The 20,972-nt window shown below is 73.3% G+C and carries 19 protein-coding genes; 15 read left to right on the top strand and 4 right to left on the bottom strand.

What is annotated here, in order from left to right; genetic code table 11:
* The first annotated feature begins 12 nt into the window (after window positions 1–12).
* From ABD774_RS06635 to ABD774_RS06625, 3 genes are all read left to right on the top strand, one after another.
* Entirely contained in the window at window positions 13–1,707 is a 1,695-nt protein-coding gene (locus ABD774_RS06635; RefSeq protein WP_345039062.1) for a glucosamine inositolphosphorylceramide transferase family protein, read from the top strand.
* Between the two features lie 146 nt (window positions 1,708–1,853).
* Window positions 1,854–3,503, top strand: a complete 1,650-nt coding sequence (locus ABD774_RS06630; protein ID WP_345039059.1) for a sensor histidine kinase — start codon at window positions 1,854–1,856, stop codon at window positions 3,501–3,503.
* Window positions 3,500–4,696 carry a GGDEF domain-containing protein gene (locus ABD774_RS06625; RefSeq protein WP_345039057.1) on the top strand — a complete coding sequence of 399 codons (1,197 nt, stop codon included), beginning with the start codon at window positions 3,500–3,502 and terminating at the stop codon, window positions 4,694–4,696. The genes ABD774_RS06630 and ABD774_RS06625 overlap by 4 nt, the downstream gene beginning before the upstream one ends.
* On the opposite strand, the gene ABD774_RS06620 is transcribed toward ABD774_RS06625, so the two are convergent.
* On the bottom strand, window positions 4,671–5,978 hold the full coding sequence (locus tag ABD774_RS06620) for a phenylacetate--CoA ligase family protein (RefSeq protein WP_345039055.1): 1,308 nt from the start codon (window positions 5,976–5,978) through the stop codon (window positions 4,671–4,673). The two genes, ABD774_RS06625 and ABD774_RS06620, sit on opposite strands and share 26 nt — an antisense overlap.
* A gap of 230 nt (window positions 5,979–6,208) precedes the next feature.
* Between ABD774_RS06620 and ABD774_RS06615 the strand changes: the two genes are divergently transcribed.
* The 5 genes from ABD774_RS06615 (at window position 6,209) to ABD774_RS06595 (ending at window position 9,312) form a co-directional block, all read left to right on the top strand.
* Entirely contained in the window at window positions 6,209–6,787 is a 579-nt protein-coding gene (locus tag ABD774_RS06615) for an alternate-type signal peptide domain-containing protein (RefSeq protein ID WP_345039053.1), read from the top strand.
* Window positions 6,788–7,000: 213 nt separating this feature from the next.
* A complete protein-coding gene (locus tag ABD774_RS06610) occupies window positions 7,001–7,837 on the top strand; it encodes a hypothetical protein (protein WP_345039051.1) in 837 nt (278 codons plus the stop codon).
* Window position 7,838: 1 nt separating this feature from the next.
* A complete protein-coding gene (locus tag ABD774_RS06605) occupies window positions 7,839–8,468 on the top strand; it encodes a signal peptidase I (protein ID WP_345039049.1) in 630 nt (209 codons plus the stop codon).
* A complete protein-coding gene (locus ABD774_RS06600) occupies window positions 8,465–8,848 on the top strand; it encodes an Hpt domain-containing protein (protein ID WP_345039047.1) in 384 nt (127 codons plus the stop codon). Before ABD774_RS06605 ends, ABD774_RS06600 begins: the two co-directional genes overlap by 4 nt.
* Window positions 8,849–8,937: 89 nt before the next feature.
* Window positions 8,938–9,312 (top strand): hypothetical protein, encoded by a 375-nt coding sequence (locus tag ABD774_RS06595; RefSeq protein WP_345039045.1) that lies wholly within the window; start codon window positions 8,938–8,940, stop codon window positions 9,310–9,312.
* Here ABD774_RS06595 and ABD774_RS06590 read toward each other — a convergent pair.
* Window positions 9,263–10,120: a response regulator transcription factor gene (locus tag ABD774_RS06590; protein WP_345039042.1), complete on the bottom strand. Its 858-nt coding sequence runs from the start codon at window positions 10,118–10,120 to the stop codon at window positions 9,263–9,265. The genes ABD774_RS06595 and ABD774_RS06590 overlap by 50 nt on opposite strands.
* Before the next feature lie 172 nt (window positions 10,121–10,292).
* On the opposite strand from ABD774_RS06590, the gene ABD774_RS06585 reads away from it, so the two are divergent.
* Window positions 10,293–11,600 (top strand): MFS transporter, encoded by a 1,308-nt coding sequence (locus ABD774_RS06585; RefSeq protein WP_345039040.1) that lies wholly within the window; start codon window positions 10,293–10,295, stop codon window positions 11,598–11,600.
* A gap of 29 nt (window positions 11,601–11,629) precedes the next feature.
* On the opposite strand, the gene ABD774_RS06580 is transcribed toward ABD774_RS06585, so the two are convergent.
* Complete coding sequence (locus ABD774_RS06580; protein ID WP_345039038.1) at window positions 11,630–12,997, bottom strand: S8 family peptidase; 1,368 nt, start codon at window positions 12,995–12,997, stop codon at window positions 11,630–11,632.
* 118 nt (window positions 12,998–13,115) lie between these two features.
* Window positions 13,116–14,135, bottom strand: a complete 1,020-nt coding sequence (locus tag ABD774_RS06575) for a LacI family DNA-binding transcriptional regulator (RefSeq protein WP_345039035.1) — start codon at window positions 14,133–14,135, stop codon at window positions 13,116–13,118.
* 197 nt (window positions 14,136–14,332) lie between these two features.
* Here ABD774_RS06575 and ABD774_RS06570 point away from each other — a divergent pair, with 197 nt between their 5' ends.
* The 6 genes from ABD774_RS06570 to rhaI all read left to right on the top strand — a co-directional run bounded on the left by ABD774_RS06570 (window position 14,333) and on the right by rhaI (window position 20,919).
* Entirely contained in the window at window positions 14,333–15,862 is a 1,530-nt protein-coding gene (locus ABD774_RS06570) for a sugar ABC transporter ATP-binding protein (RefSeq protein WP_345039033.1), read from the top strand.
* Window positions 15,859–16,902 carry an ABC transporter permease gene (locus tag ABD774_RS06565; protein ID WP_345039030.1) on the top strand — a complete coding sequence of 348 codons (1,044 nt, stop codon included), beginning with the start codon at window positions 15,859–15,861 and terminating at the stop codon, window positions 16,900–16,902. The genes ABD774_RS06570 and ABD774_RS06565 overlap by 4 nt, the downstream gene beginning before the upstream one ends.
* Before the next feature lie 37 nt (window positions 16,903–16,939).
* The gene (locus tag ABD774_RS06560) at window positions 16,940–17,956 is read left to right on the top strand and encodes an ABC transporter permease (RefSeq protein WP_486327281.1); all 1,017 of its coding nucleotides are present in this window, start codon (window positions 16,940–16,942) and stop codon (window positions 17,954–17,956) included.
* A 62-nt stretch (window positions 17,957–18,018) separates the two neighbouring features.
* Window positions 18,019–19,125: a rhamnose ABC transporter substrate-binding protein gene (gene rhaS, locus ABD774_RS06555; RefSeq protein WP_345039026.1), complete on the top strand. Its 1,107-nt coding sequence runs from the start codon at window positions 18,019–18,021 to the stop codon at window positions 19,123–19,125.
* Between the two features lie 238 nt (window positions 19,126–19,363).
* Window positions 19,364–19,759 (top strand): L-rhamnose mutarotase, encoded by a 396-nt coding sequence (locus ABD774_RS06550; RefSeq protein ID WP_345039023.1) that lies wholly within the window; start codon window positions 19,364–19,366, stop codon window positions 19,757–19,759.
* Window positions 19,756–20,919 (top strand): L-rhamnose isomerase, encoded by a 1,164-nt coding sequence (gene rhaI, locus ABD774_RS06545; protein ID WP_345039021.1) that lies wholly within the window; start codon window positions 19,756–19,758, stop codon window positions 20,917–20,919. Before ABD774_RS06550 ends, rhaI begins: the two co-directional genes overlap by 4 nt.
* The last annotated feature ends 53 nt before the right edge of the window (window positions 20,920–20,972 follow it).

Raw genomic sequence — 20,972 nt, 5'->3', positions numbered from 1 at the left:
TGGGGAGGGCCTGTGGGGGACAGACCCGTCCGGGTGGGGCTGATCTGCACGAGCCCGCACGTCACCGCCTACACCAAGGACTTCATCGACTGGGCCGCCCGGCAGGACGACGTCGAGGTCACCCACCTGATCCTCGCCCGCGCCCCCGCCGGCGGCCCCGGCACGCGCGCCGGCCTGCCGCTGACGCTGCGCGCGCTGAGCGTGCTCGAGTCGGCCGTGCTGCGACGCCTGCGCGGCTTCCGCGACCACGGCAGGACCGTGGACCTCGGCGAGCTGATGCCGAGGGTGACCCTGGCGGCCCGGACGGCGCCGGACGGCGTCCTCGCGTTCGACGACGCGGCCGCCCGGACCGTGAGGTCCCTCGGGCTGGACGTGCTGGTCGCCAACGGCACCCGGATGCGTGGGCCTGTCCTGGAGGTCCCGCGACTCGGCACCCTGGCGGTGCAGCACGAGGTGGACCCGCTCGGGCCGCCCGGGTTCTGGGAGGTGCTTCACGGGCGTGCCTCGACGGTTTACTCGATCCACCGGCTCACCGCCGACGGCGGGAGCGTCGTGGTCCGCCGCGGGCGCACCTGGACGGGGCTGTTCGCCGAGCTCAACCACGCGATCGTCATGCGGCGCTCCTACCACCACCTGCAGCTGCTCCTGAAGGAGCTCGCGCGCCCGGGAGCCCCGGCGGCCGAGCCGCGGCTGCGGCCCGCCCGCCCGGAGCCGGGGGAGGGGTGGGCCGCCCCCGCGCCGGCGACCACCGCCGACACCCTGCGGTACGCCGCCAGGGTGGCCGGCACGGTGACCCCGAAGCTCGTCGACAAGGCGCTGGGGCGCCCGCGGTGGAACGTCGCCTGGGTGCGCGCGCCGTGGCGGGAGGCCGGCACCGCCCACGCCACGGAGCTGCCCCGCCGGCGCGGCCACTTCTACGCCGACCCGTTCGTGGTGGCCCGGGACGGTCGGCACTACCTCTTCACCGAGGACTACCAGCGCGGGGTCGGCAGGGGCCGGATCTTCGTGCACGAGATCGCCGAGGGCCGCAGCCGCGAGGTGGGGGTGGCGCTCGCGGAGCCGTTCCACCTCTCCTTCCCGTACCTCTTCGAGCACGCAGGAGAGCTGTACCTGGTGCCCGAGAGCGCGAAGGACCGCTCGATCCGGATCTACCGGTGCACCCGGTTCCCGCTCGGGTGGGAGCTGGTCCGCGTGGCGATGCGCGACGTCGACGCCGTCGACACCATGATCTTCCCGTTCGGCGGGCGCTGGTGGCTGCTGACCTCCATCGCGCCGCCGGGCACCGGCGACTACTCCGCCGAGCTCTTCGCCTTCCACGCCGACTCCCCGCTGGCGCAGACGTGGCACCCGCACGCGGGCAACCCGCTCGTCATGGACCCCCGGCGCGCCCGCAACGGCGGCATCGTGCTCGACGGCGGGGAGGTGTACCGGGTCAACCAACGTCACGGGTTCGGCACCTACGGCGAGGGGGCGGCGGTGAACCGCATCGTCGAGCTGACCCCGACCACGTTCGTCGAGGAGCCGGTCACCGGCATCTCGCCCAACGCCTCGCTGCGCGTGCGGCGCACCCACCAGCTGCACACCGACGGCGAGTACACGGTGTTCGACTACGTGCGCACGCCGCGGCTGCGGCCCCCCGCCGTGCACCGGTCCGCGTCCCGCCGGCGCACCCGCGGGCTCGTCCGCCTCGCGGACCCCGGAAGCTGACGGCCGCGGCGTCCCGGGCGCCCGGAAGCCGACCGTCGCGGGACTTCACCCGGGCACCTGACGGTCGCGGCCGCGCGCGCCCGGAGCGCCGAGGCCCCGAGCCCGTTCCGGTCACACGGGGAAAGCCGTCCGTATAGCCTCGGCCCATGGGGGCCGCGGGGGTGCTGAGTGCGCGGGCGCCCGCGCCTCGCACCCAGGGCGACCACCTGAGCATCTTCGTCCGCCAGCTGCCGTTCGCGGCGGTGACCCTCGCGATCATCCTCGCCGTCGCGATCTTCGACAACGCGCTGCTCGGTGACGACCGGTTCTTCGCCGCCGTCGTCCTCACCGTCGTCGCCACGGCCCTGTCCCTCCTCCTGCCGTGGAGCCGGCTGCCCCGCTGGAGCACCGTCGTCGTCCCGGTCATGGACATCTGCGCCGTCGCGTTCGCGGAGGCCGCCGGCTTCGAGTCCTACGTCCTCGTGCTGCTCCCGGCGCTCTGGATGGCCACGCGGTTCGGCCGGACCGGCGTGGTGATCAGCATCGGCCTCGGCACGGCGGCCGCGTGGGGCCCGGAGCTCCTCACCGCGGCGGAGGCGGCGATCACCGACCTCAACCGTCAGGTGCTCGGCCCGGCCGTCCTCACCGCGGCCGGGATCTACCTGCACCTCTCCGAGAAGCGCTCGACCGCCCGCAGGACCCTGCTGGGCCGGCAGAGCGCCCTGATCGAGGAGACCCTCCGGGACGCGCGCGCCCAGCAGCTCCTGCTCGGCGGGATCCTCAACACGATCGACGTCGGCGTCGTCGCCATGGACGCGCACGGGCGGGTGACCCACATCAACCGCGCCCACGCCCGGGTCATCGCCGGCCGGTACCGCGTGGGCGACCCGGTCGACGTGCACGCCGGCATCGACGGCTACCGCGCCGACGGCGTCACCCCGCTCGGGCACGACGGCTCCCCGCTCGTGCGGGCCAGCCGCGGGGAGACCATCGACCGCGAGCTGACGATCTGGGAGGAGACGGACGGCAGCCGCCGGGCGTTCCGGGTCTCGGCCGCCCCGCTCCTGGACGAGGACGGGAACTGGGCGGGCGCCGTCGTCGCCTACCAGGACCTCACCGCCGAGACGAGCGCGCTCGCCCAGCGTGAGGACTTCGTCTCCTCGGTCTCCCACGAGCTGCGCACCCCGTTGACCTCGATCCTGGGCTACCTCGAGCTCGCCCTCGAGCAGCCCGGCGTGCCCGAGAGCGCCCGGGCCCACCTCCGGGTGGTGCAGAGGAACACCGAACGGCTCCAGCGCCTCATCGGCGACCTCCTCACGGCCGCCCAGACCCGGGCCGGGGAGATCGCTCTGACGGCGGTGTCGGTGGACCTGCGGGAGGTGGTGGCCGAGGCGGTGCAGAGCCAGAGCCCCCGCGCCGCGAGCCGCGGCGTGGTGCTCGAGAACCTGGCCACCGAGCCGTGCGTGGTGCACGGCGACCGGATCAGGCTGAACCAGGTGACCGACAACCTGGTGTCCAACGCCATCAAGTACACCGAGCGCGGCGGGACCGTGACGCTGACGCTCGGCGTCGAGGGCGACGAGGCCCACCTGTCCGTGCGGGACACCGGCATCGGGATCTCGGCGGACGACCAGGAGCACATCTTCGACCGGTTCTACCGGGCCTCGTCCGTGCGGAGCGGCAACGTGCCCGGGACGGGGCTCGGGCTGCACATCTCCCGGCAGCTCGTCGAGGCGCACGGCGGCCGGATCGAGCTGACCAGCGCCACCGGGAAGGGGACCACCATGGACGTCTACCTGCCCCGGGAGCGGCGATGAACCTCGACATGACGACGCTGCTGGTCGTCTCCTCCCTCGTCATCACCGTGACCTCGGTGCTGTTCATCGTCGAGGCCAGGTACCGGGAGGGCGACGAGGTGGACCGGCTGTGGTCCCTCGCCTTCGCCGCGGCCCTCACGACCGGCCTGTCCTACCTCGCCTCCGCCGTCGTCCCGGAGCTGTGGTGGGCGAACGCGGTCGGCAACATCGGCAGCGTCCTGACCACGTGCGCCATGTGGAACGGGATCCGGGCCCTGCAGGGACGCCGGTCGCTCGTCCAGGTCTCGGCCGGGGCGGGGGCGCTCGCCGGGTTGGCCGTCGTCGTCGCCGGGCCCGACGGCGGGGCCTGGGCCGGCGGGGCCGTCATGCTGGCGGGCACCGCGCTCGGCGCGCTCGCGGGCGGCGTAGCCCTCCTGCGGTCCGCCTCGGCCAGGCGCATCCGCGCGGCCGTGCTGCTCGGGACGGTGCTGCTCGCCGCGGGGGCGTTCTACGCCTTCCGGCTCGTGGTGTTCCTGACGGCGGGGCCGCAGTCGCTCCTCTTCCGCACCTACGCGGGCACGGAGGTGACCACCCTTTTCGTGGTCCTGCTGATCACCGGGGCCGCGTTCTCCATGGTGGTGCTGCGCGGGACCCAGGCCCGCGCCCGGCAGGACGAGGCGCGCAACTTCGACCCGATGACGGGGGCGCGCACCGGCGTCTCCTTCGTGCCGCGCGCGACGGCCCTGCTGCGCGCGCACGAGGAGGGGAACGTGCCGGTGGCCCTCGCCGCGGTGACGCCGGAGGGGATCGACGAGATCGCCGTGGCGTTCGGGCGCGAGCACGCCGACCGGGCGCTCGTGGTCTGCGGGGAGGCCGTGCAGGTGCTGCTGCCGAAGCGGGCGCTCATGGGCCGCGACGCGATGGACGGCCGGGCGTTCCAGGTGCTGCTGCCCGGGTGGACGGCGGAGGAGGCCGCGGCGTGGGCCACCGAGGTCCGCAAGGAGATCCTCGAGTCCCCGCTGGAGGTGCCCGGCAGCCGGCTGCGGCTGGCCGTGAGCATCGGTATCACGACCGCGCGCACGCACGGCTACGACCTCGACGGGCTCTGCGACGTGTCGCGGAAGGTCTCCCGCGGCGCGATCGCCGAGGGCGGGAACCGGGTGGTGCCGGCCCAGGCCGACGGCGACGTCAGTGCGCCGACTGCCACTCGTTGACGACCACCTGCCGCTTTCCCGAGGCCAGCAGCGGGACCTCCTCGACGTAGGTGATCACGAGGTCGGCGTCCGCCCCGAGCGCGTCGAGCAGCTGCGCCCGGATCTGCGTGTCACGTCCGGCGTCGGGCGAGGCGTTGAGCCGCAGCGTGTACCGGCCGGGCCCGGTCTGGGCCACCTGGAACTGGCGGACGTCGGTGAAGCGGCTGAGCTCCATGAAACCCATCGGGTTCAGGCTGCGGCCGCGGGTGTCGTACACGGTGGCCATGGACCGGCCCGCGATCGAGGCCAGGACGGCGTCGTCGGCCCTGCCCCCGCCGTCGACGGCGAGGGTCCCGCGGTCACCCGTGTCGTAGCGGATGAACGGCATCGCGCGGTTGAACAGGTCGGTGAGGACGATCCGGCCTTCCTCGCCGGCGCCGGCGGGCCGGTCCGAGTCGTGCCGCAGCACCTCCACGAGGTAGCTCGCCCGGTTCACGCGGTACCCCGTGCTGCCCGGCTCCTCCTGCGCGACCAGGCCGTTCTCGCTGTTGGAGTAGCGGGCCACCAGGGGCGTGCCGAAGTGCCGCTCGGCCGCACGGCGCAGGTAGTCGGTGGGCGCCTCTCCCACGGCGACGACGGCGGCGACGCGGTCCGCGACCCCGGGGTGACCGGCGTCGAGGACGTGGCACAGCAGCTCGAGCGCGGAGGTGTAGCCGAGCAGCGTGACGGGGTGGCGGCGTCGCCGGACGGCGTCGAGCACCTCGCGCGCGCGACCGTCGTCGAGCGAGCGGACGTCGACCGGGGTCAGACCCTCCCGCGCGCGCTGGACGGGTCCCTTCCGGTAGGCGCCGCCCCAGATGCGGAAGTAGATCAGCGGCATGCCCAGCCGGTAGCCCGCCCGGGTGGCCATGGCGATGGTGTCCGCGCGGTTGCGCAGGGCCTTGCCCTGATCCCACACCGCCTCGAAGGGGGTGCCGGTGGAGCCGGACGTCACGTGCGGCTGCAGCGCCGCGGCCGCGAAACCACGCGAGCGCATCGCCGGCCCGTGCTCGCGGAACGTCAGCTTGGTGACGACGGGGAAGGTCGTGAGATCCGTCGGGTCGCTGCCGCGGTAGAACGGAACGCGTTCGACGGCGTGCAAGAGGAGCGCGGCGAGCCTTGTGTCGAGCAGGCGGCGGACCTCTGGGTCGTGGGGGTCGTCCAGGGCGGCGTGGATCTCGTCGACGGCCTCGGCGACGGGCCGGCCGTGGGCCCGGTCCAGGGCCCAGTAGGTCGTGCGACGGGCAAGGGCAGCCGCGTCCATGGGCATCCTCCGGGCTGTATCCCTCGTCCGCTGCTCAACGTAGACGAGCGAACGGGGTTCGACACCGGAATGAGCGGCCGACCGGGCGAGCGCGGATCTTTCGCTTTTCTTGAGGTGACGTGAAGGTGCCCTGGACCGTGGATTGAGGTTGGCCGTGGAGTCTCCATCTCGGCAGGCACGGACGACCCCGTGCCGACATTCCGAATCACGTCGACAAGGACTCTCCATTCATGAGTAGCAACGCCGAGACCCCGCGCTCCCGCTCCAGGCTCACCAAGGCGCTCGTCGCCACCGGCGTGGGCGTCGCCCTGCTGGCTGGCGGCGGTGGCACGTTCGCCGCCTGGTCGGACGAGGCGCCCATCGCGAGCGCCAAGACCATCGTTGCCGGTCAGCTGGACATCGTGAACGTTGGGAACGGTGTGTGGACCGATTCGGCGGGCAACGTGCTCACGGACGCGTATCGGATCGCCCCCGGAGCGAAGATCACGTACACGACGGACGTCGATATCGCCCTCGAGGGAGACGGTTTGAGCGCCAACTTCTCGGTGGCGCCGCCGCCGATCTCCGGCACGCCCACGGACTCGAGCGCGTTGAGCACGACCGTCTCCGTCAAGGATGCGAACGACGCCAACCTGGCCTCGAACGACAATGGCGCGGCGACCGTAGAGCTGACGAAGGGGGGGACCTACACGGTCGAGATGGTCGTAGCGCTCTCTCACAGCGCCGACAACTCGTGGCAGAGGGCGGTCCTTGAACTCCGCAACTCGACCCTGGAGATCGACCAGGTCGTCCCTGACGCGACCGCCTAGCACCACTTCTGCTTCCTCGGAGCCGTCCCTGCGGCACCGCGGAACAAAGCCTCCGCGGAGCCGTCCCCCGACTCCGCGGAGCATGCCTCCTCGGGGCACCCCCCAGCCCCGAGGAGGCCCCCCTTCTCGGTCCGCCGAGCGCTCTCCTCGGAGCCACCCCCTGCGGTTCCGAGGAGAGCGATCTGTTCCTCCAGCGACGAAGGTCTCGACCACATGAAGACGCCCCGACTGTTCAGCGCCACCGCCGCCGTCGCGGTCGGTCTGGCGCTGCTCAGCTCGGGCGGCGGCAGTGTGGCGGGCTGGTACGACGAGCTGGAGATTCCCGGAGCGACGATCACCAGCGGAGAGCTCAGGGTCGAGAAGCTCAGCACCTCGGTGACCACGTCCGGCAGCACGGTGATCGTCGATGTGACCTCCCGGCTGCACGTCGAGGGCGACGCCTTGGCGGCGGGCCTCACGCTGAACGTCGAGGGTCTCTCCTCGCCGGACGGCTCGCAGCCCGTGGTCGAGGTCCGCAAGGGTGAGAACGGCGAACGACTCGACCTCTCGGCCCAGCCCTGGCAGGTCGACGATTCTGACGACGGCGTCATGGTCACCGCACACATCAGCCTGCCGATCGCCGCGGCGCAGGCCCTGACAGGTCAGCCCAAGGTGACCTGGAAGCTGACGCAGGCCACACCGGGCCAGGGGTGGTCCTCTGAGGCTGTGCAGGAGATCTCGTTCGCCGGCGTCTTGCCCGCGGTGCCCATCTTCCCGTCGCTGGCGTGCGCCCTCACCTCCGTCGACGGCGTCATCACCATCTCCTGGACCTCGAACGATCCGGCACCAACGCGCTGGGAGGTCGTCGAGCACAACGGTGCAGGCAACAAGGAGACGATCGTCGAGACCATCACTTCGTCGAATGGCGTCATGGTCTACAGCGCAACCGTCGACACCCAGAACGGCATTTGGCGGTACTCGATCCGCGCTGTCTACGAGGGCGAGGAACCGCAGCTGAGCCAGGTCGTCACCCTCACTTCCTGTGCCGCCGGAACCCAGAACGGGGGCTGACATGACCACCCCGCTGCGACGCGCGCGCACCGCGCTGCTCTGGCTGATCCTCGGTCTCCTCGCGGCGCTCGCGCTCGCGATCGTCGTGGTCCCGCGCGTCCTGGGGTGGGTCCCGCTGACCATCCTCACCGGCTCGATGGAGCCCACCATCCCCACCGGGAGCCAGGTGGTCGTCGCGCCGGTCGAGGGCGACGAGGACGCCCAGTCGCTCCAGATCGGCGACGTCGTCACGTTCATGCCCTACCCGGACGACCAGACGCTGGTCACCCACCGCATCGTCAGCCGCTCCGTCGGCACCGACGGCTCCGTCTCGTTCACCACGCAGGGTGACGCGAACGGCGCGGCGGACCCGTGGGAGCTCACCGCCACCCAGCTGCGCGGCGAGGTCCGGTACCACGTGCCGTACGCCGGCTACGTCGCGACCATGCTCGACGGGAACCAGAAGAGCACGGGCATCGTCGTCGTCGCCGTCGTCCTCTTCGGCTACGCCGCCATACAGTTGGTAACTGCGGCACGGGACGCCCGCCGTCCGAAGCGGCGAACCGCCCCGGACGAGGAGCCGACGGCGGACCCGACAGAGCAGGACGAGCACCCGGTCACGGACCGGGCCGAGGAGGAGGTTCATCCGTGAGTGCCATCCTCGATCCCGTGGCGCTGCGCGCGCTCGAGTCCGACCTCGGGCCCGACGCCGCCAGGGACTTCGCCGGCCGGTACCTCGCGGAGCTCCCGGCACGCGTCGACCGCCTGCACCGCGCCGTGCGCGACGGCGACATCGAGGACGGCTACGCGGCCGCGCTGAGCCTGAGCTCCACCTCGGGGATGGTCGGCGCCGTCGTCGTCGCCCGGCTCGCGCGCGGGTTCGCCGCGGCGGCCCGGCACGGCCTGGGCTGGCCGGCCGCCCGCACGCTGGGTGACCTCTCGGCCGCCGCGAGGGTGACCCGCACCGAGCTCACGGCCACACTCAGCATCCCGGGCCCACCCTCTCGCGCGGTGTACCGCCTCCCGGGGTGAGGCAGCCGGTCACCCACGCTTCAGCCTGCTCGCAACTGCCCTGCGCGCACGTGAAGGTGTGTGCTTCCTGTTACGGGAGAGGAGGCGCGATGACGCCCTTGCACACGCTCCATGACATGGCGGCCGATCTCGGCACGGACGTGGCGCGGGACTTCGCAGACCTCTATCTCGCCGCGCTCGACGGCCGCATGCACCGGCTCCGCGACGCGCTGGTCTCCGACGACACCGCCGGGACCTACACCGCGGCCGTGAGCCTGTACACGGCCAGCTGGATGGTCGGCGCGCAGGAGCTCGCCGACGCGGCCCACGACGTCGCCGAGTCCGCCCGCAGCGGCGACCTCGAGGGCGCGCGCTCGGGCATGCCGCCCCTCGAGTGCCGCGTCGAGCCCGCCGTGGCGGCGATCCGGGCGGCGGTCAGCGAGCTGGAGTCAGCCGGTACCCGACACCGCGCACGGTCTCGATGAACCGCGGCGAGGACGCGTCCTCGCCGAGCTTGCGCCGCAGGTTCGCCACGTGCACCTCCACGGTGCGGCGGTCGGCGCCCGCCACCTCCGCCCCGGTGGAGTAGTCGTCGCCCCACAGCCGGCGCACCAGCTCGTTCTTCGACACCACCCGGTTGGGTGCGCTCAGCAGCGCGGCCAGCAGGTCGAACTCGCTCCGGGTGAGGTGCACGGGCGCGCCGTCGAGCTCGACGATCCGGGCATCGACGTCCATGCGCAGGCCGCGGTGCTCGATCACCCGGTTCGGGGTCCGGACCGGTGCCGTGCCGTCTCCCGTCCCGGCCTCCCTCGTCGGCGACGACGGCGAACCCGCCCCCTGCGCGGCAGCCGACGGTCCGGCGGCCGCGGGTGACTCGGCGACGGCCGGCGAGGTCGCGGACGGGGCGGCGAGGGTGCGCGGGCGGCGCAGCATCGCCTCGATCCGCGCCCGCAGCTCTCGGGGGCGAAAGGGCTTGGTGACGTAGTCGTCGGCCCCGGCGTCCAGGCCCAGGAGGGTGTCGATCTCCTCGGCGCGGCCGGTGAGCATGACGAGGTAGGTGCTGGAGAACATGCGGATGCGGCGGGCGACCTCGAAGCCGTCGATGTCCGGCAGCGAGATGTCCAGCGTGGTGACCAGAGGCCGGTGGGCGCGGATCAGCTCGACGCCCGCGGTGCCGCTCCCGGCGGAGTGCACGACGAAGCCGGCCTGGCCGAGGGTCGCCTCGAGCAGGAACCGGATGTCGGCGTCGTCCTCGATGACGACCGCCGTCCGCACGTCGTCAGTTTCGGTCACCCTGTGAAAATAACAACAATCACCGACATTCGGGCGTCAGCCGTCGAGAAATCTCGTTCGCGTTCTGCTAGGTCGCCCGCAGGCGGGTGGTCTGCGGGTCCGACCGCCGTCGACGACCGCTCGGCGACCCGGTTCGGTGGCTCCTCCGCCCGCACGGGATGATGGCGGCACCATGCCTGAAGATCACCCCCGCGCCGCGCGTCCCACCGACCCGTACGACGCCCCGATGTTCCCCCTCCGCACCGTGGTGCTGGGTGCGTTCGTGCCCTCCCTGGTGTTCGAGATCGGCCTCGGGGCGATGCTCCCGATCATCGCCCCGACCGCGGTCGGGCTGGGTGCCGACCTCGCGCTCGCCGGCGTGCTCGCCGCGCTGCTGCCCGTCGGCCAGATCATCGCCGACCTCCCCGCCGGCTCCCTCGCGGCCCGGATCGGCGACCGGTACGCGATGATCCTCGCCGGCGCCGTCGCCGCGGTGGCGTTCGCCGGGGCGGCGTTCGCGCCCGGCCTGGTCACCCTGGCCGTTGCGGTGCTCGCCACCGGGGCCGCCTCGGCGGTGTTCAACCTGGCGCGGCACTCGTACCTGACGGAGATCACCCCGCCACTGCGGCGCGCCCGAGTGCTCTCCACCCTGGCCGGCGTGCACCGGATCGGGCAGTTCCTCGGGCCGTTCGTCGGTGCGCTCGTCATCCACGGCGGCGACGTCCGCAACGCCTACCTGCTCGGCGTGGTGACGGCCGCGGCCGCGACCCTCACGCTGGTGCTCGTCCCGGACACGGCGCCGGGGGAGCGGCCCGCGGCCGGGTCGCTGCGGGCCCGGGCGGCCGCGCGGCGGACCGCACGCCTGGCGGCCGGGCCCGGCCCGACGATGGGCCAGGTGCTGCGTGAGCACCGGCGGGTCTTCACCACGCTCGGCGCCGCGGTGCTGCTGGTCGGCGCCGTGCGCGGCGCCCGCCAGACGGTCATCCCGCTGTGGGGGGAGCACCTCGACCTCGACCCGGCCACCACCTCGCTGATCTTCGGCATCGCCGGCGCGGTGGACATGCTGCTCTTCTACCCGGCCGGCAAGGTCATGGACCGTCTGGGCCGGCTGTGGATCGGTGTGCCGTCGATGATCGTCATGGGCGCCGCCACGCTCGCTCTGCCGTTCACGGACTCGGTGGTGAGCATGTCCGTCGTCGCCGGTCTCATGGGGCTGGGCAACGGGATGAGCTCGGGCATCCTGATGACCCTCGGCTCCGACGTCGCGCCGGCGTCGGGCCGGGCCCAGTTCCTCGGGATGTGGCGGGTGCTGCAGGACTCCGGCGGTGCGCTCGGGCCGCTCATCGCGTCCGCGGGCGCGGCGCTCGGCTCGCTGGCCGCCGGCATCTGGGTGACCGGGGCGCTCGGCGGCGCGGCCGCCGCCGCGCTGGCGCGATGGGTGCCGCGCTGGTCGGTGCACGCGAACCGCACGACCCGCCGCCGGGCGGGCCTGATTCCCTGAGGGGGGCGCCCCGCGGAACGCGCCGCCCCTCAGAACAGCGAGGTGGTGATGAGGTAGCCGTAGTGCCGGCCCTCGACGGGCCGGAACGGGTCGCCCTGGTAGCCGTGGTCTTTGTGCTGCCGGTTGTGGCTCTCGACCAGCTCCCGGAACCGCGTGACGCTCTCGCGGCCGTCGTTGTCCGGGCACCGGCCGCTCTGCAGGCACAGCGCCACGGCGCCCGCGGTGACCGGGCTGGCGAAGCTGGTCCCGTGGCGGGCCGCCGAGTACAGGCCGCCGGGCGCCGTCGTGGTGATGCAGGCGCCCGGCGCCGCGACGGTCCGGGCCCGGTCCGCGGCGCTGGTGGCCCAGTTCGAGAAGGAGGCGACGGCGTCGTCGGTGATCGCCAGGGGCGACGGCGGGCACGCGTCGGGGCCCGCCCCGCCCGGCCGGCCGTCGGTGTCCGTGGCGGCCGTCACGGCGAGGACCTGGTCGTAGCCGGCGGGGATGGCCCGGGCCAGGTCCTGCGCCCCGTTGCCGGCGGCGACGACGTAGCTGACCCCGGCGCGGACCGAGCCGCAGATCGCGGCGTGGAGGGCGTCCTCCGAGGTGCTTCCGCACCGGCCGTCGTCCGTGCCCCCGCCCGCGATGGAGATGTTCGCGACGGCGATGTCGTTGCCCGGGTCGGCGTCCGTGCGGGTGCCGGTGATCCAGTCGACGGCGCACACCAGGCTCGCGATGGTGATGCTGCCGCCGGCGTCGGTGACCTTCACCGACCACAGCGGGGCGCCCGGCGCGGTGCCGACGACGCCGAAGCCGTTGTCCCGCGCGGCGGCCACCCCGGCCACCGCCGTGCCGTGGCCCGTGGTGTCGCTCAGCGCGGCGCCGGGGGAGACGGGCCGGCCGCCCGAGCAGTCCACGCCGCCGCGCACGTTGAGGTCGGGGTGGGCCCGGTCGATGCCGGAGTCGACGATCGCGATGTTGACCCCGACGTCGCCGGCGCCGTCGCCCGCCTGGGTCGAGGACGCCGGCCCGTCGACCCGCCGGACCTGGTTGCCGATGAGCTGGGAGGCGGAGGTGGCGGCCTCCTCCACGGGCGCGACGGCGGCGAGCACGCGGTCCTCGGTGACGAAGGCGACCGCGGGGTCGGCCGCGAGGCGCTCGGCCTCCGCGGCGCTCATGGTGGCGGTGAAGCCGTCCACCGCCGCGTCGAAGGTCTGGGTGGCCTCGGTCCCGTGCGCCTCGGCCTCGGCCGCCGGGTCCCCGGCCGCGCCGTCGAGGACGACGACGTACCGCGCCTCGTCCGCCTCGCCCACGGCCGCCGCGGGGAGCCCGGTACCGGCGAGCAGCGCGGCGAGCGCGGCGACGCCGGCCGCGAGCAGACCGGTGCGGGCTCGCGGGCGCGGTTCGGTGGTCTCCACTCTTCGCTCCTTCGCGAACGGGCGAGGGCCGGTCCTCCCGACGGTAGGGCCGCACCGAAGGCGTCACAACCCCGTCTGCCCCCCTTCCGCACCCGCCGGGGGTAGGGGTGTTAGGGGTTCACGCGCCCGAGGACGCCCGGACCACCAGGGCGGGCTGGAAGAGGACCTGCTCGGGCTCGCCGTCGCCGAGCAGGAGGTCCGCCGCCCGCCACCCGATCTCGTGGCTGGGCTGGCGCACCGAGGTCAGGGGGACGGCGAGCTCGGGGGCGAAGTCGACGTCGTCGTAGCCCACCACGGCCATCTGCTCCGGGACCGCGATCGAGGCCTCGCGCAGGTGGCGCATCGCGCCCAGGGCGGTGAAGTCGTTGACGCAGAACGTCGCGGTGGGCGGCGGCCCGGGCCGGGCGAGCAGCTCGGCCATCGCCCGGCTGCCGCTGTCCGCGTTGAGGGAGGGCAGCGTCACCTCGACGACCACCCTGCCGGGGTCCAGGCCGGCCTCGACGACGGCGGCGAGCACCCCCTGGCGCCGGTCCGCGCACTGGCGCAGCGAGAGGGGGCCGTTGAGGAAGGCGATGCGCTCGTGCCCGCGCTCGAGCAGGTGCGCCGTGGCGAGGGCGGCGCCGCGCACGTCGTCGACCGCCACGGACGCGACGTCGGGGAAGGGGCTGGTGTGGTCGAGGAGAACCACGTCGGTGCCGCGCTCACGGACGCGCGCCACCGTCTCGAGCGTACCGCGCGACGGCGTGACGAGAAGGCCGCGGACGCCGTGCTCGACGAACTGGCGCACGAAGCGGCTCTCACGCTCCGGGTCCTCGTCCGAGCTCGCGAGCATGAGCACCAGGTCGTCCTGGGCCAGGCGGTCCTCGATGCCGCGGGCGGTGGCGGTGAAGAAGGGGTTGGCGATGTCGAGCACGATCGCCCCCACGGTGCGGGAGGTGCCCTCGCGCAGCTGCCGCGCGGAGGCGTTGCGCACGAAGGAGAGCTGCTCGATGGCGTCGAGCACCTTGGTCCGCGTCCGGTCGGAAACCTGCGAGGGGTGGTTGAGCACGTTGGAGACGGTGCCGGCGGACACCCCGGCGAGCCGGGCGACGTCGGTGATGCTCGCCCGTCGGGCCGTTCCTGCGCGGGTGCGCGCCATCGTCCCTCCCGGACCGCCGCTGGACGGGCCGAGTGTAGCCGCTCGCCCCCGCGCCGGTGAAACGATTCAGGGACCGAGGCAGGCGCCGTGCGCCGTCGGTAAAGCGGCGACTAGATCGTGACCGCGGAGCCGTTGACCGTGCCCGGCGACGGCGGTAGGTTCTGCCGCAACTTGAAACGATTCATCGGAGGACGACGGTGTCCGAAGAGCCCGAAGCCGTTCCACCACCCCGCCGGCCGGTCATCGCGCTGGAGGACGTCTCGAAGTCCTTCGGCGCCGTCCGGGCGCTGCGCGGCGCGCACCTGGAGATGTACGCCGGCGAGGTGCACGGGCTCGTCGGCGAGAACGGCGCCGGGAAGTCCACGCTGATCAAGGTCCTCGCGGGCGTCCACCGGCCCGACGCGGGCCGGGTGCTCCTCGACGGCGAGCCGGTCGAGCTCTCCTCCACCGCCGACGCCATGGCCGCCGGCATCGCCGTGATCTACCAGGAGCCCACGCTCTTCCCGGACCTGAGCGTGGCGGAGAACATCTACATCGGCCGGCAGCCGCTCGGCCGCCTCGGCCGCATCGACCGGCGCCAGATGCACCGCGACGCCGCCGCGCTGTTCACCCGGCTCGCCGTGCCGATCGCGCCGGAGCGGCCGGCGCAGGGGCTGTCGATCGCCGACCAGCAGATCGTCGAGATCGCCAAGGCGATCTCCCGCGGGGCCCGGATCCTGGTCATGGACGAGCCGACGGCGGCACTCTCCGGCGTCGAGGTGGAGCGGCTCTTCACGGTGGTGCGGGCGCTGCGCGACGACGGCGCGGCCGTCCTGTTCATCTCCCACCGCTTCGACGAGATCGAGTCCCTGTGCCGGCGGGTGACGATCCTGCGCGACGGCGCCTTCGTCTCCTCCCACCTCGTCGAGGACATCACCGTCGACGAGATGGTGCGCCGGATGGTCGGCCGGGAGCTCTCCGCCATGTTCCCGAAGAAGGACGTCGACCCGGGGGAGGTGGTCCTCGAGGTCGAGGGCATCAGCCGGCCGGGGGTCTTCTCCGACGTCAGCCTGACCGTGCGCGCGGGGGAGATCGTGGCCCTGGCCGGGCTCGTCGGGGCCGGGCGCACCGAGGTGGTGCAGTCCATCTTCGGCGTCGACCCGCGCGAGGGCGGGACGGTACGCGTGGACGGCCGGGTGCTGCCCCCACGCAGCCCCCGGGCGGCGATGGCCGCCGGCGTCGCGCTCGTGCCGGAGGACCGCCGTCAGCAGGGCCTGGTCATGGACATGTCCGTCACCCGCAACGCCACCCTCAACCGCACCCGGCAGCTCGCGCGGCTCGGGCTGCTGACCGGGCGGGCGGAGCGGGCGGAGGCGCAGCGCTGGACCGGCCTGCTGCGCACCAAGTACGGGCGGCTCTCCGACGCCGTGGCCACCCTCTCCGGCGGGAACCAGCAGAAGGTCGTCCTGGCGAGGTGGCTCGGCACCGAGCCGCGCGTGCTCATCGTCGACGAGCCGACCCGCGGGATCGACGTCGGCACCAAGGCCGAGGTCCACCGGTTCATGTCCGACCTCGCGGCCCGCGGCGTCGCGGTCCTCATGGTCTCCTCCGAGCTCCCGGAGGTCCTCGGCATGGCCGACCGCGTCCTGGTGATGCGCGAGGGCCGGCTGACCGCGGACCTCCCGCGGGCCGAGGCCACCGAGGAGTCCGTGATCCGCGCCGCGACCCGGCAGGAGGTGACCGCATGACCTCGGTGCAGTCGCGGCCCGCCGAGCCGGTCACCACCGGCGCGGCCGTCTCGAGGCTCCTGAGCTTCAGCCGCCAGTTCCGCGCCGCCGGGCTGGTGCTGGTGCTCGTCGTGCTCGTCGTCGCGACCGCCGTCGCCAACCCGCGGTTCCTCTCCCCGCAGGGCCTGCGCGACCTCCTGCTCGCGGCGGCGCTGACGGTGCTGCTGGCGACCGGCATGACGCTGGTCATCCTCACCAAGGGCATCGACCTGTCCATGGGCTCCGTGCTCGGCCTCTCCGCCTTCGGCACCGCCACCGTGCTCAGCTCGAACCCGGGGCTGCCGGTCGTGGCGGGCGCCGCCGTCGGGATCGCCATCGGGGCGGCCTGCGGGCTCGTGAACGGGGCGCTGATCTCGCTCGGCAAGGTGCCGCCGCTGGTGGCGACGCTCGGCACCCTCTACGTCTTCCGCGGGCTCGTGTACTTCTGGGCGGGGGGCTCGCGCATCAGCGCGGGCGACATGCCGCGCGGGTTCCTCGGCCTGGGCACCGGCCGGATCCTCGGCATCCCGTACCTGATGCTCATCGCCCTGCTCGTCCTCGTGGTCACCGGGGTCTACCTCGGCCGGTACCGCGCCGGCCGCGACCTCTACGCCATCGGCTCCAACCCCGAGGCGGCCGCGCTCGCCGGCATCCCGATCATGCGGCGCCTGATGTGGGCCTACGTCGCGGCCGGGGCGATGGCCGGGCTCGGCGGCGTGCTCTACGCGGCCCGCTTCGGCACGGTCGACGCCTCGGCCGGCAGCGGGCTCGAGCTCGACGTCGTCGCGGCCGCCGTCGTCGGCGGGGTCGCCATCTTCGGCGGGTCGGGCACCGTGTTCGGCGCCGCCCTGGGCGGCCTCATCCTCACCGTGATCAACAACGCCCTGCCCGCCCTCGGGATCGACCAGTTCTGGCAGCGGGCGATCGTCGGTGCGCTGATCATCGGGGCGATCGGGCTCGACCGTCTCGTCTCCCTCCGCCTGGCCGCCTCGCTGAGGAGGAGCTCCTCCCGTGTCCGTTGACCTGAAGAACTCGCCCGACGTCGGGCGCGAGGAGCGGCTGGCGTTCCGGCCGACCCTCGGCTGGGACAGCGCCGTCATCGCTGTGACCGTGGTCTTCCTGATCGTCGCCTCGCTCGGCGTCGAGCACTTCGGCACCGCCCGCAACTTCGGCTTCCTCGTGCTGGACCTCGCGCCGATCCTGCTGCTCGCCCTGCCCTCGACCCTCATCATCGTCACCGGGCAGATCGACCTGTCGGTGGCGAGCGTGGTCGGCCTGACCAGCGCCGCGATGGGCGTGATGTGGAACGGCGGGCTGCCGCTGGAGACGATCGTCCCGCTCGTCGTGGTCGTCGGCGCCGTGCTCGGCGCGGTCAACGGCTTGTTCATCACCGTGCTGGGGCTGCCCGCGCTCGCGGTCACCATCGGCACGCTCGCCCTCTACCGCGGCCTGGCGTTCGTGCTGCTGGGGGACACCGCCGTCGCAGACTTCCCCCGCAGCTTCACCGGCTGGGTGATCGGCAGCGTGGGGGACGGCGTCGTGCCCAACGTCCTGCTGCCCCTGCTGCTCCTCACGGTGATCTTCGGCGTCGTCCTCCACGCCACGCCGGTCGGCCGGTCCGTCTTCGCGATCGGCGCCAACGAGACCGCCGCCCGCTACGCCGGCATCCGGGTGGGGTGGACGCGCTTCTGGCTCTACGTCACCTCCGGCGCCGTCGCCGGCCTGACCGGGGTGTACTGGACGCTGCGCTACTCCAGCGCGCGGGGCGACAACGCCGTCGGGCTCGAGCTGACGGTCGTGGCCGCCGTCCTCCTCGGCGGCGTGTCCATCTTCGGCGGGCGCGGCACCCTGCCCGGCGTCCTCGCCGGCGTCGTCCTCCTCGGCTCGGTGCAGAACGCGCTGCGGCTCGAGCGGGTCTCCACCGAGGCGCTCACCGTGGTCACCGGCCTCCTCCTCATCGTCTCCGTGCTCATCCCCAACGTCACCGCGGCGGTGCGGCTGCACGCCGCCCGGCGACGGCGGGCCCGCGCGGCCGCCGCCGAGCCGGCCGGGGAGGAGGTGCCCGCCGGCCCCTAGACGCGGCCCCGCGACCTTCACCACCACGCCGCCGCCGGCGGCACGGCAGATAAGGACCCACCATGAATCTCCGCCAGCAACGACGCTCACGGACGGCCTCCGCGGCCCTCGCGCTAGGAATCGCGCTCACCCTCGCCGCGTGCGGGGGCACCACCCAGGACTCCGCCGACGAGGAACCGACCGGCGGGGGCGGCGGTGCCGCCACCGGCGGCGCGACCGGCGGCGGGGGCGGGGCCACCGAGTACGAGGAGGGCCTCGCCATCACGATGCTGCCCAAGCAGGTCAACAACCCCTACTTCGAGACGTCCAGCGAGGGCGCGCAGAAGGTGGTCGAGGAGCTCGGCGGCACCTACGAGTACACCGGCCCCTCGGACGCCTCGGCGTCCTCCCAGGTCAGTTACATCAACACGCTCACCCAGCAGGCCGTCGACGCGATCCTGCTCTCCGCCAACGACCCCAACGCCCTGTGCTCGGCGCTGGAGCAGGCCATGTCCGGCGACACCGCCGTCGTCACCTTCGACTCCGACGTCGACCCCTCCTGCCGCGACGTCTTCGTCTCCCAGGTCGACGGCGAGGAGGTGGGCAAGACCCTCATCGAGATGGCGTCCGAGCAGATCGACGGCTCCGGGCAGGTCGCGATCCTCTCGGCCACCGCCAACGCGACGAACCAGAACGCCTGGATCCAGGTGATCGAGGACGAGCTGGCGAACAACCCCGACTACGCGGACATCGAGCTGGTCGCGACCGTGTACGGCGACGACGAGGACGAGAAGTCCTTCTCCGAGACCCAGGGGCTGCTGCAGGCCAACCCGGACGTCGAGGCGATCATCTCGCCGACGACGGTCGGCATCGCCGCCGCCGCGCGGTACCTGCAGGGGTCGGACTACAAGGGGAAGGTGGCCCTGACCGGGCTCGGCACCCCCAACCAGATGCGGGAGTTCGTCAAGGACGGCACGGTCACCGAGTTCGCCCTGTGGGACCCGGGCGCCCTGGGGCAGCTCGCCGCCTACACCGGCGCCGCGATGGCCTCGGGCATCATCACCGGCGAGGAGGGCGAGACCTTCGAGGCCGGGGACCTGGGCGAGTACGAGATCGGTGCCGACGGCGTGATCACCCTCGGCCCGCCGACCCGGTTCAACGCCGACAACATCGACGACTTCGACTTCTGACGGCCGCCCACCCCCGGTGAGCCGTCGTCTCCTCGCCGAGATGTCACCTGTTCGACCGGGAGTCACCTGCTCGACCGGGAGTCACCTGATCGCCGAGAAGTCACGAACTCACCAACGGTCGGACGAGATCGAGGAATCGGTTGGCCGAGAAGCCATTCCGAACCAGAACCTCGATCTCGTCGCGCCGACGAGCGGCCGGCCGGTCCGCCGGGCGGCTCCGCCGAGAGAGGAGAGAGGCGTGGAGCGGATCTGCTTCCTCGCGCGCGTCCGGCCCGAGCTCGCCGCCGAGTACCGGGAGCGCCACGCGGCCGTCTGGCCGGAGATGCTCCGGGCGCTCGACGCGGCGGGCTGGGGCAACTACTCGCTCTTCCTGGCCGACGACGGCACGCTCGTCGGCTATCTCGAGACCGAGGACTTTCCGGCGGCCCAGGCCGCCATGGCCGCCACCGAGGTCAACGCGCGGTGGCAGGCGGAGATGTCCCGGTACTTCGTCACCGCGGGGCCAGCCCGGCCCGACGAGAGCTTCGTGCCCCTGCAGGAGGTCTTCCACCTGCAGGACCAGCTCGCCGCCCTCGAACCGAACGCCGGCGCGGGCGCCGCCTCCGGTCCCGCAGCCCCCGAAGGAGAATCATGACCGTCCCCGACCCCCTGCCGGCGCTCGCCGCGCAGACGATCGAGCTGCCGTCCTGGGCGTTCGCCAACTCCGGCACGCGGTTCAAGGTGTTCGGCCAGCCGGGAGTCCCGCGCGACCCGTACGAGAAGCTCGCCGACGCCGCCCAGGTCCACCGGTACACCGGCGTCGCCCCGCGGGTGTCCCTGCACATCCCGTGGGACCTCGTGGACGACTACGCCGACCTGCGCCGCCACGCCGCCGAGCTCGGCGTGAGCATCGGCGCGATCAACTCCAACGTCTTCCAGGACGACGACTACATGCTCGGATCCCTGTGCAACCCCGACCCACGGGTGCGGCGCAAGGCTCTCGACCACCACCTGCGCTGCATCGAGATCATGCGCGAGACCGGCTCCCAGGACCTCAAGGTCTGGCTGGCCGACGGCCTGAACTACCCCGGCCAGGACGACCTGCGCGCCCGGCAGGAACGGCTCGCGGAGGGGCTGGCGGAGATCTACGCCGCGCTCGGCCCCGAGCACCGGCTGATCCTCGAGTACAAGTTCTTCGAGCCGGCGTTCTACGCCACCGACATCCCGGACTGGGGCACGTCCCTGCTGCACTGCCTGGCGCTGGGCGAGCGGGCCATGGTCGTCCTCGACACCGGCCACCACGCGCCCGGCACGAACATCGAGTTCATCGTCGCCCAGCTCCTGCGGGTCGGGCGCCTGGGCGCCTTCGACTTCAACTCCCGCTTCTACGCCGACGACGACCTCATGGTCGGCGCCGCGGACCCGTTCCAGCTCTTCCGGATCATGAACGAGATCGTCGCCGCCGACGCCCTCCGGCCGGGCTCGGGGGTCAACTTCATGCTCGACCAGTGCCACAACATCGAGCCGAAGATCCCCGCACAGATCCGTTCGGTCATGAACGTCCAGGAGGCGACGGCGAAGGCGCTCCTCGTCGACCGTGACGCCCTGCGCGCGGCGCAGACCGCGGGCGACGTCCTCCGCGCCAACGCCGTCCTCATGGACGCCTACAACACCGACGTCCGGCCGCTGCTGGCCGAGCTGCGCACCGGCCAGGGGCTCGACCCCGACCCCGTCGCCGCGTACGCCCGGTCCGGCTACGGCGAGCGGGTCGCGGCCGAGCGGGTCGGCGGCGTCCAGGCCGGCTGGGGGGCGTGAGGCCGGTGACCGGCGGCGGCACGGTCGCCGCCGTCGACCTCGGCGCCACCAGC

This window comes from Georgenia daeguensis, from assembly GCF_039537705.1.
GTDB classification, from domain to species: domain Bacteria; phylum Actinomycetota; class Actinomycetes; order Actinomycetales; family Actinomycetaceae; genus Georgenia; species Georgenia daeguensis.
This window is presented reverse-complemented; position numbering and strand designations above follow the sequence as displayed.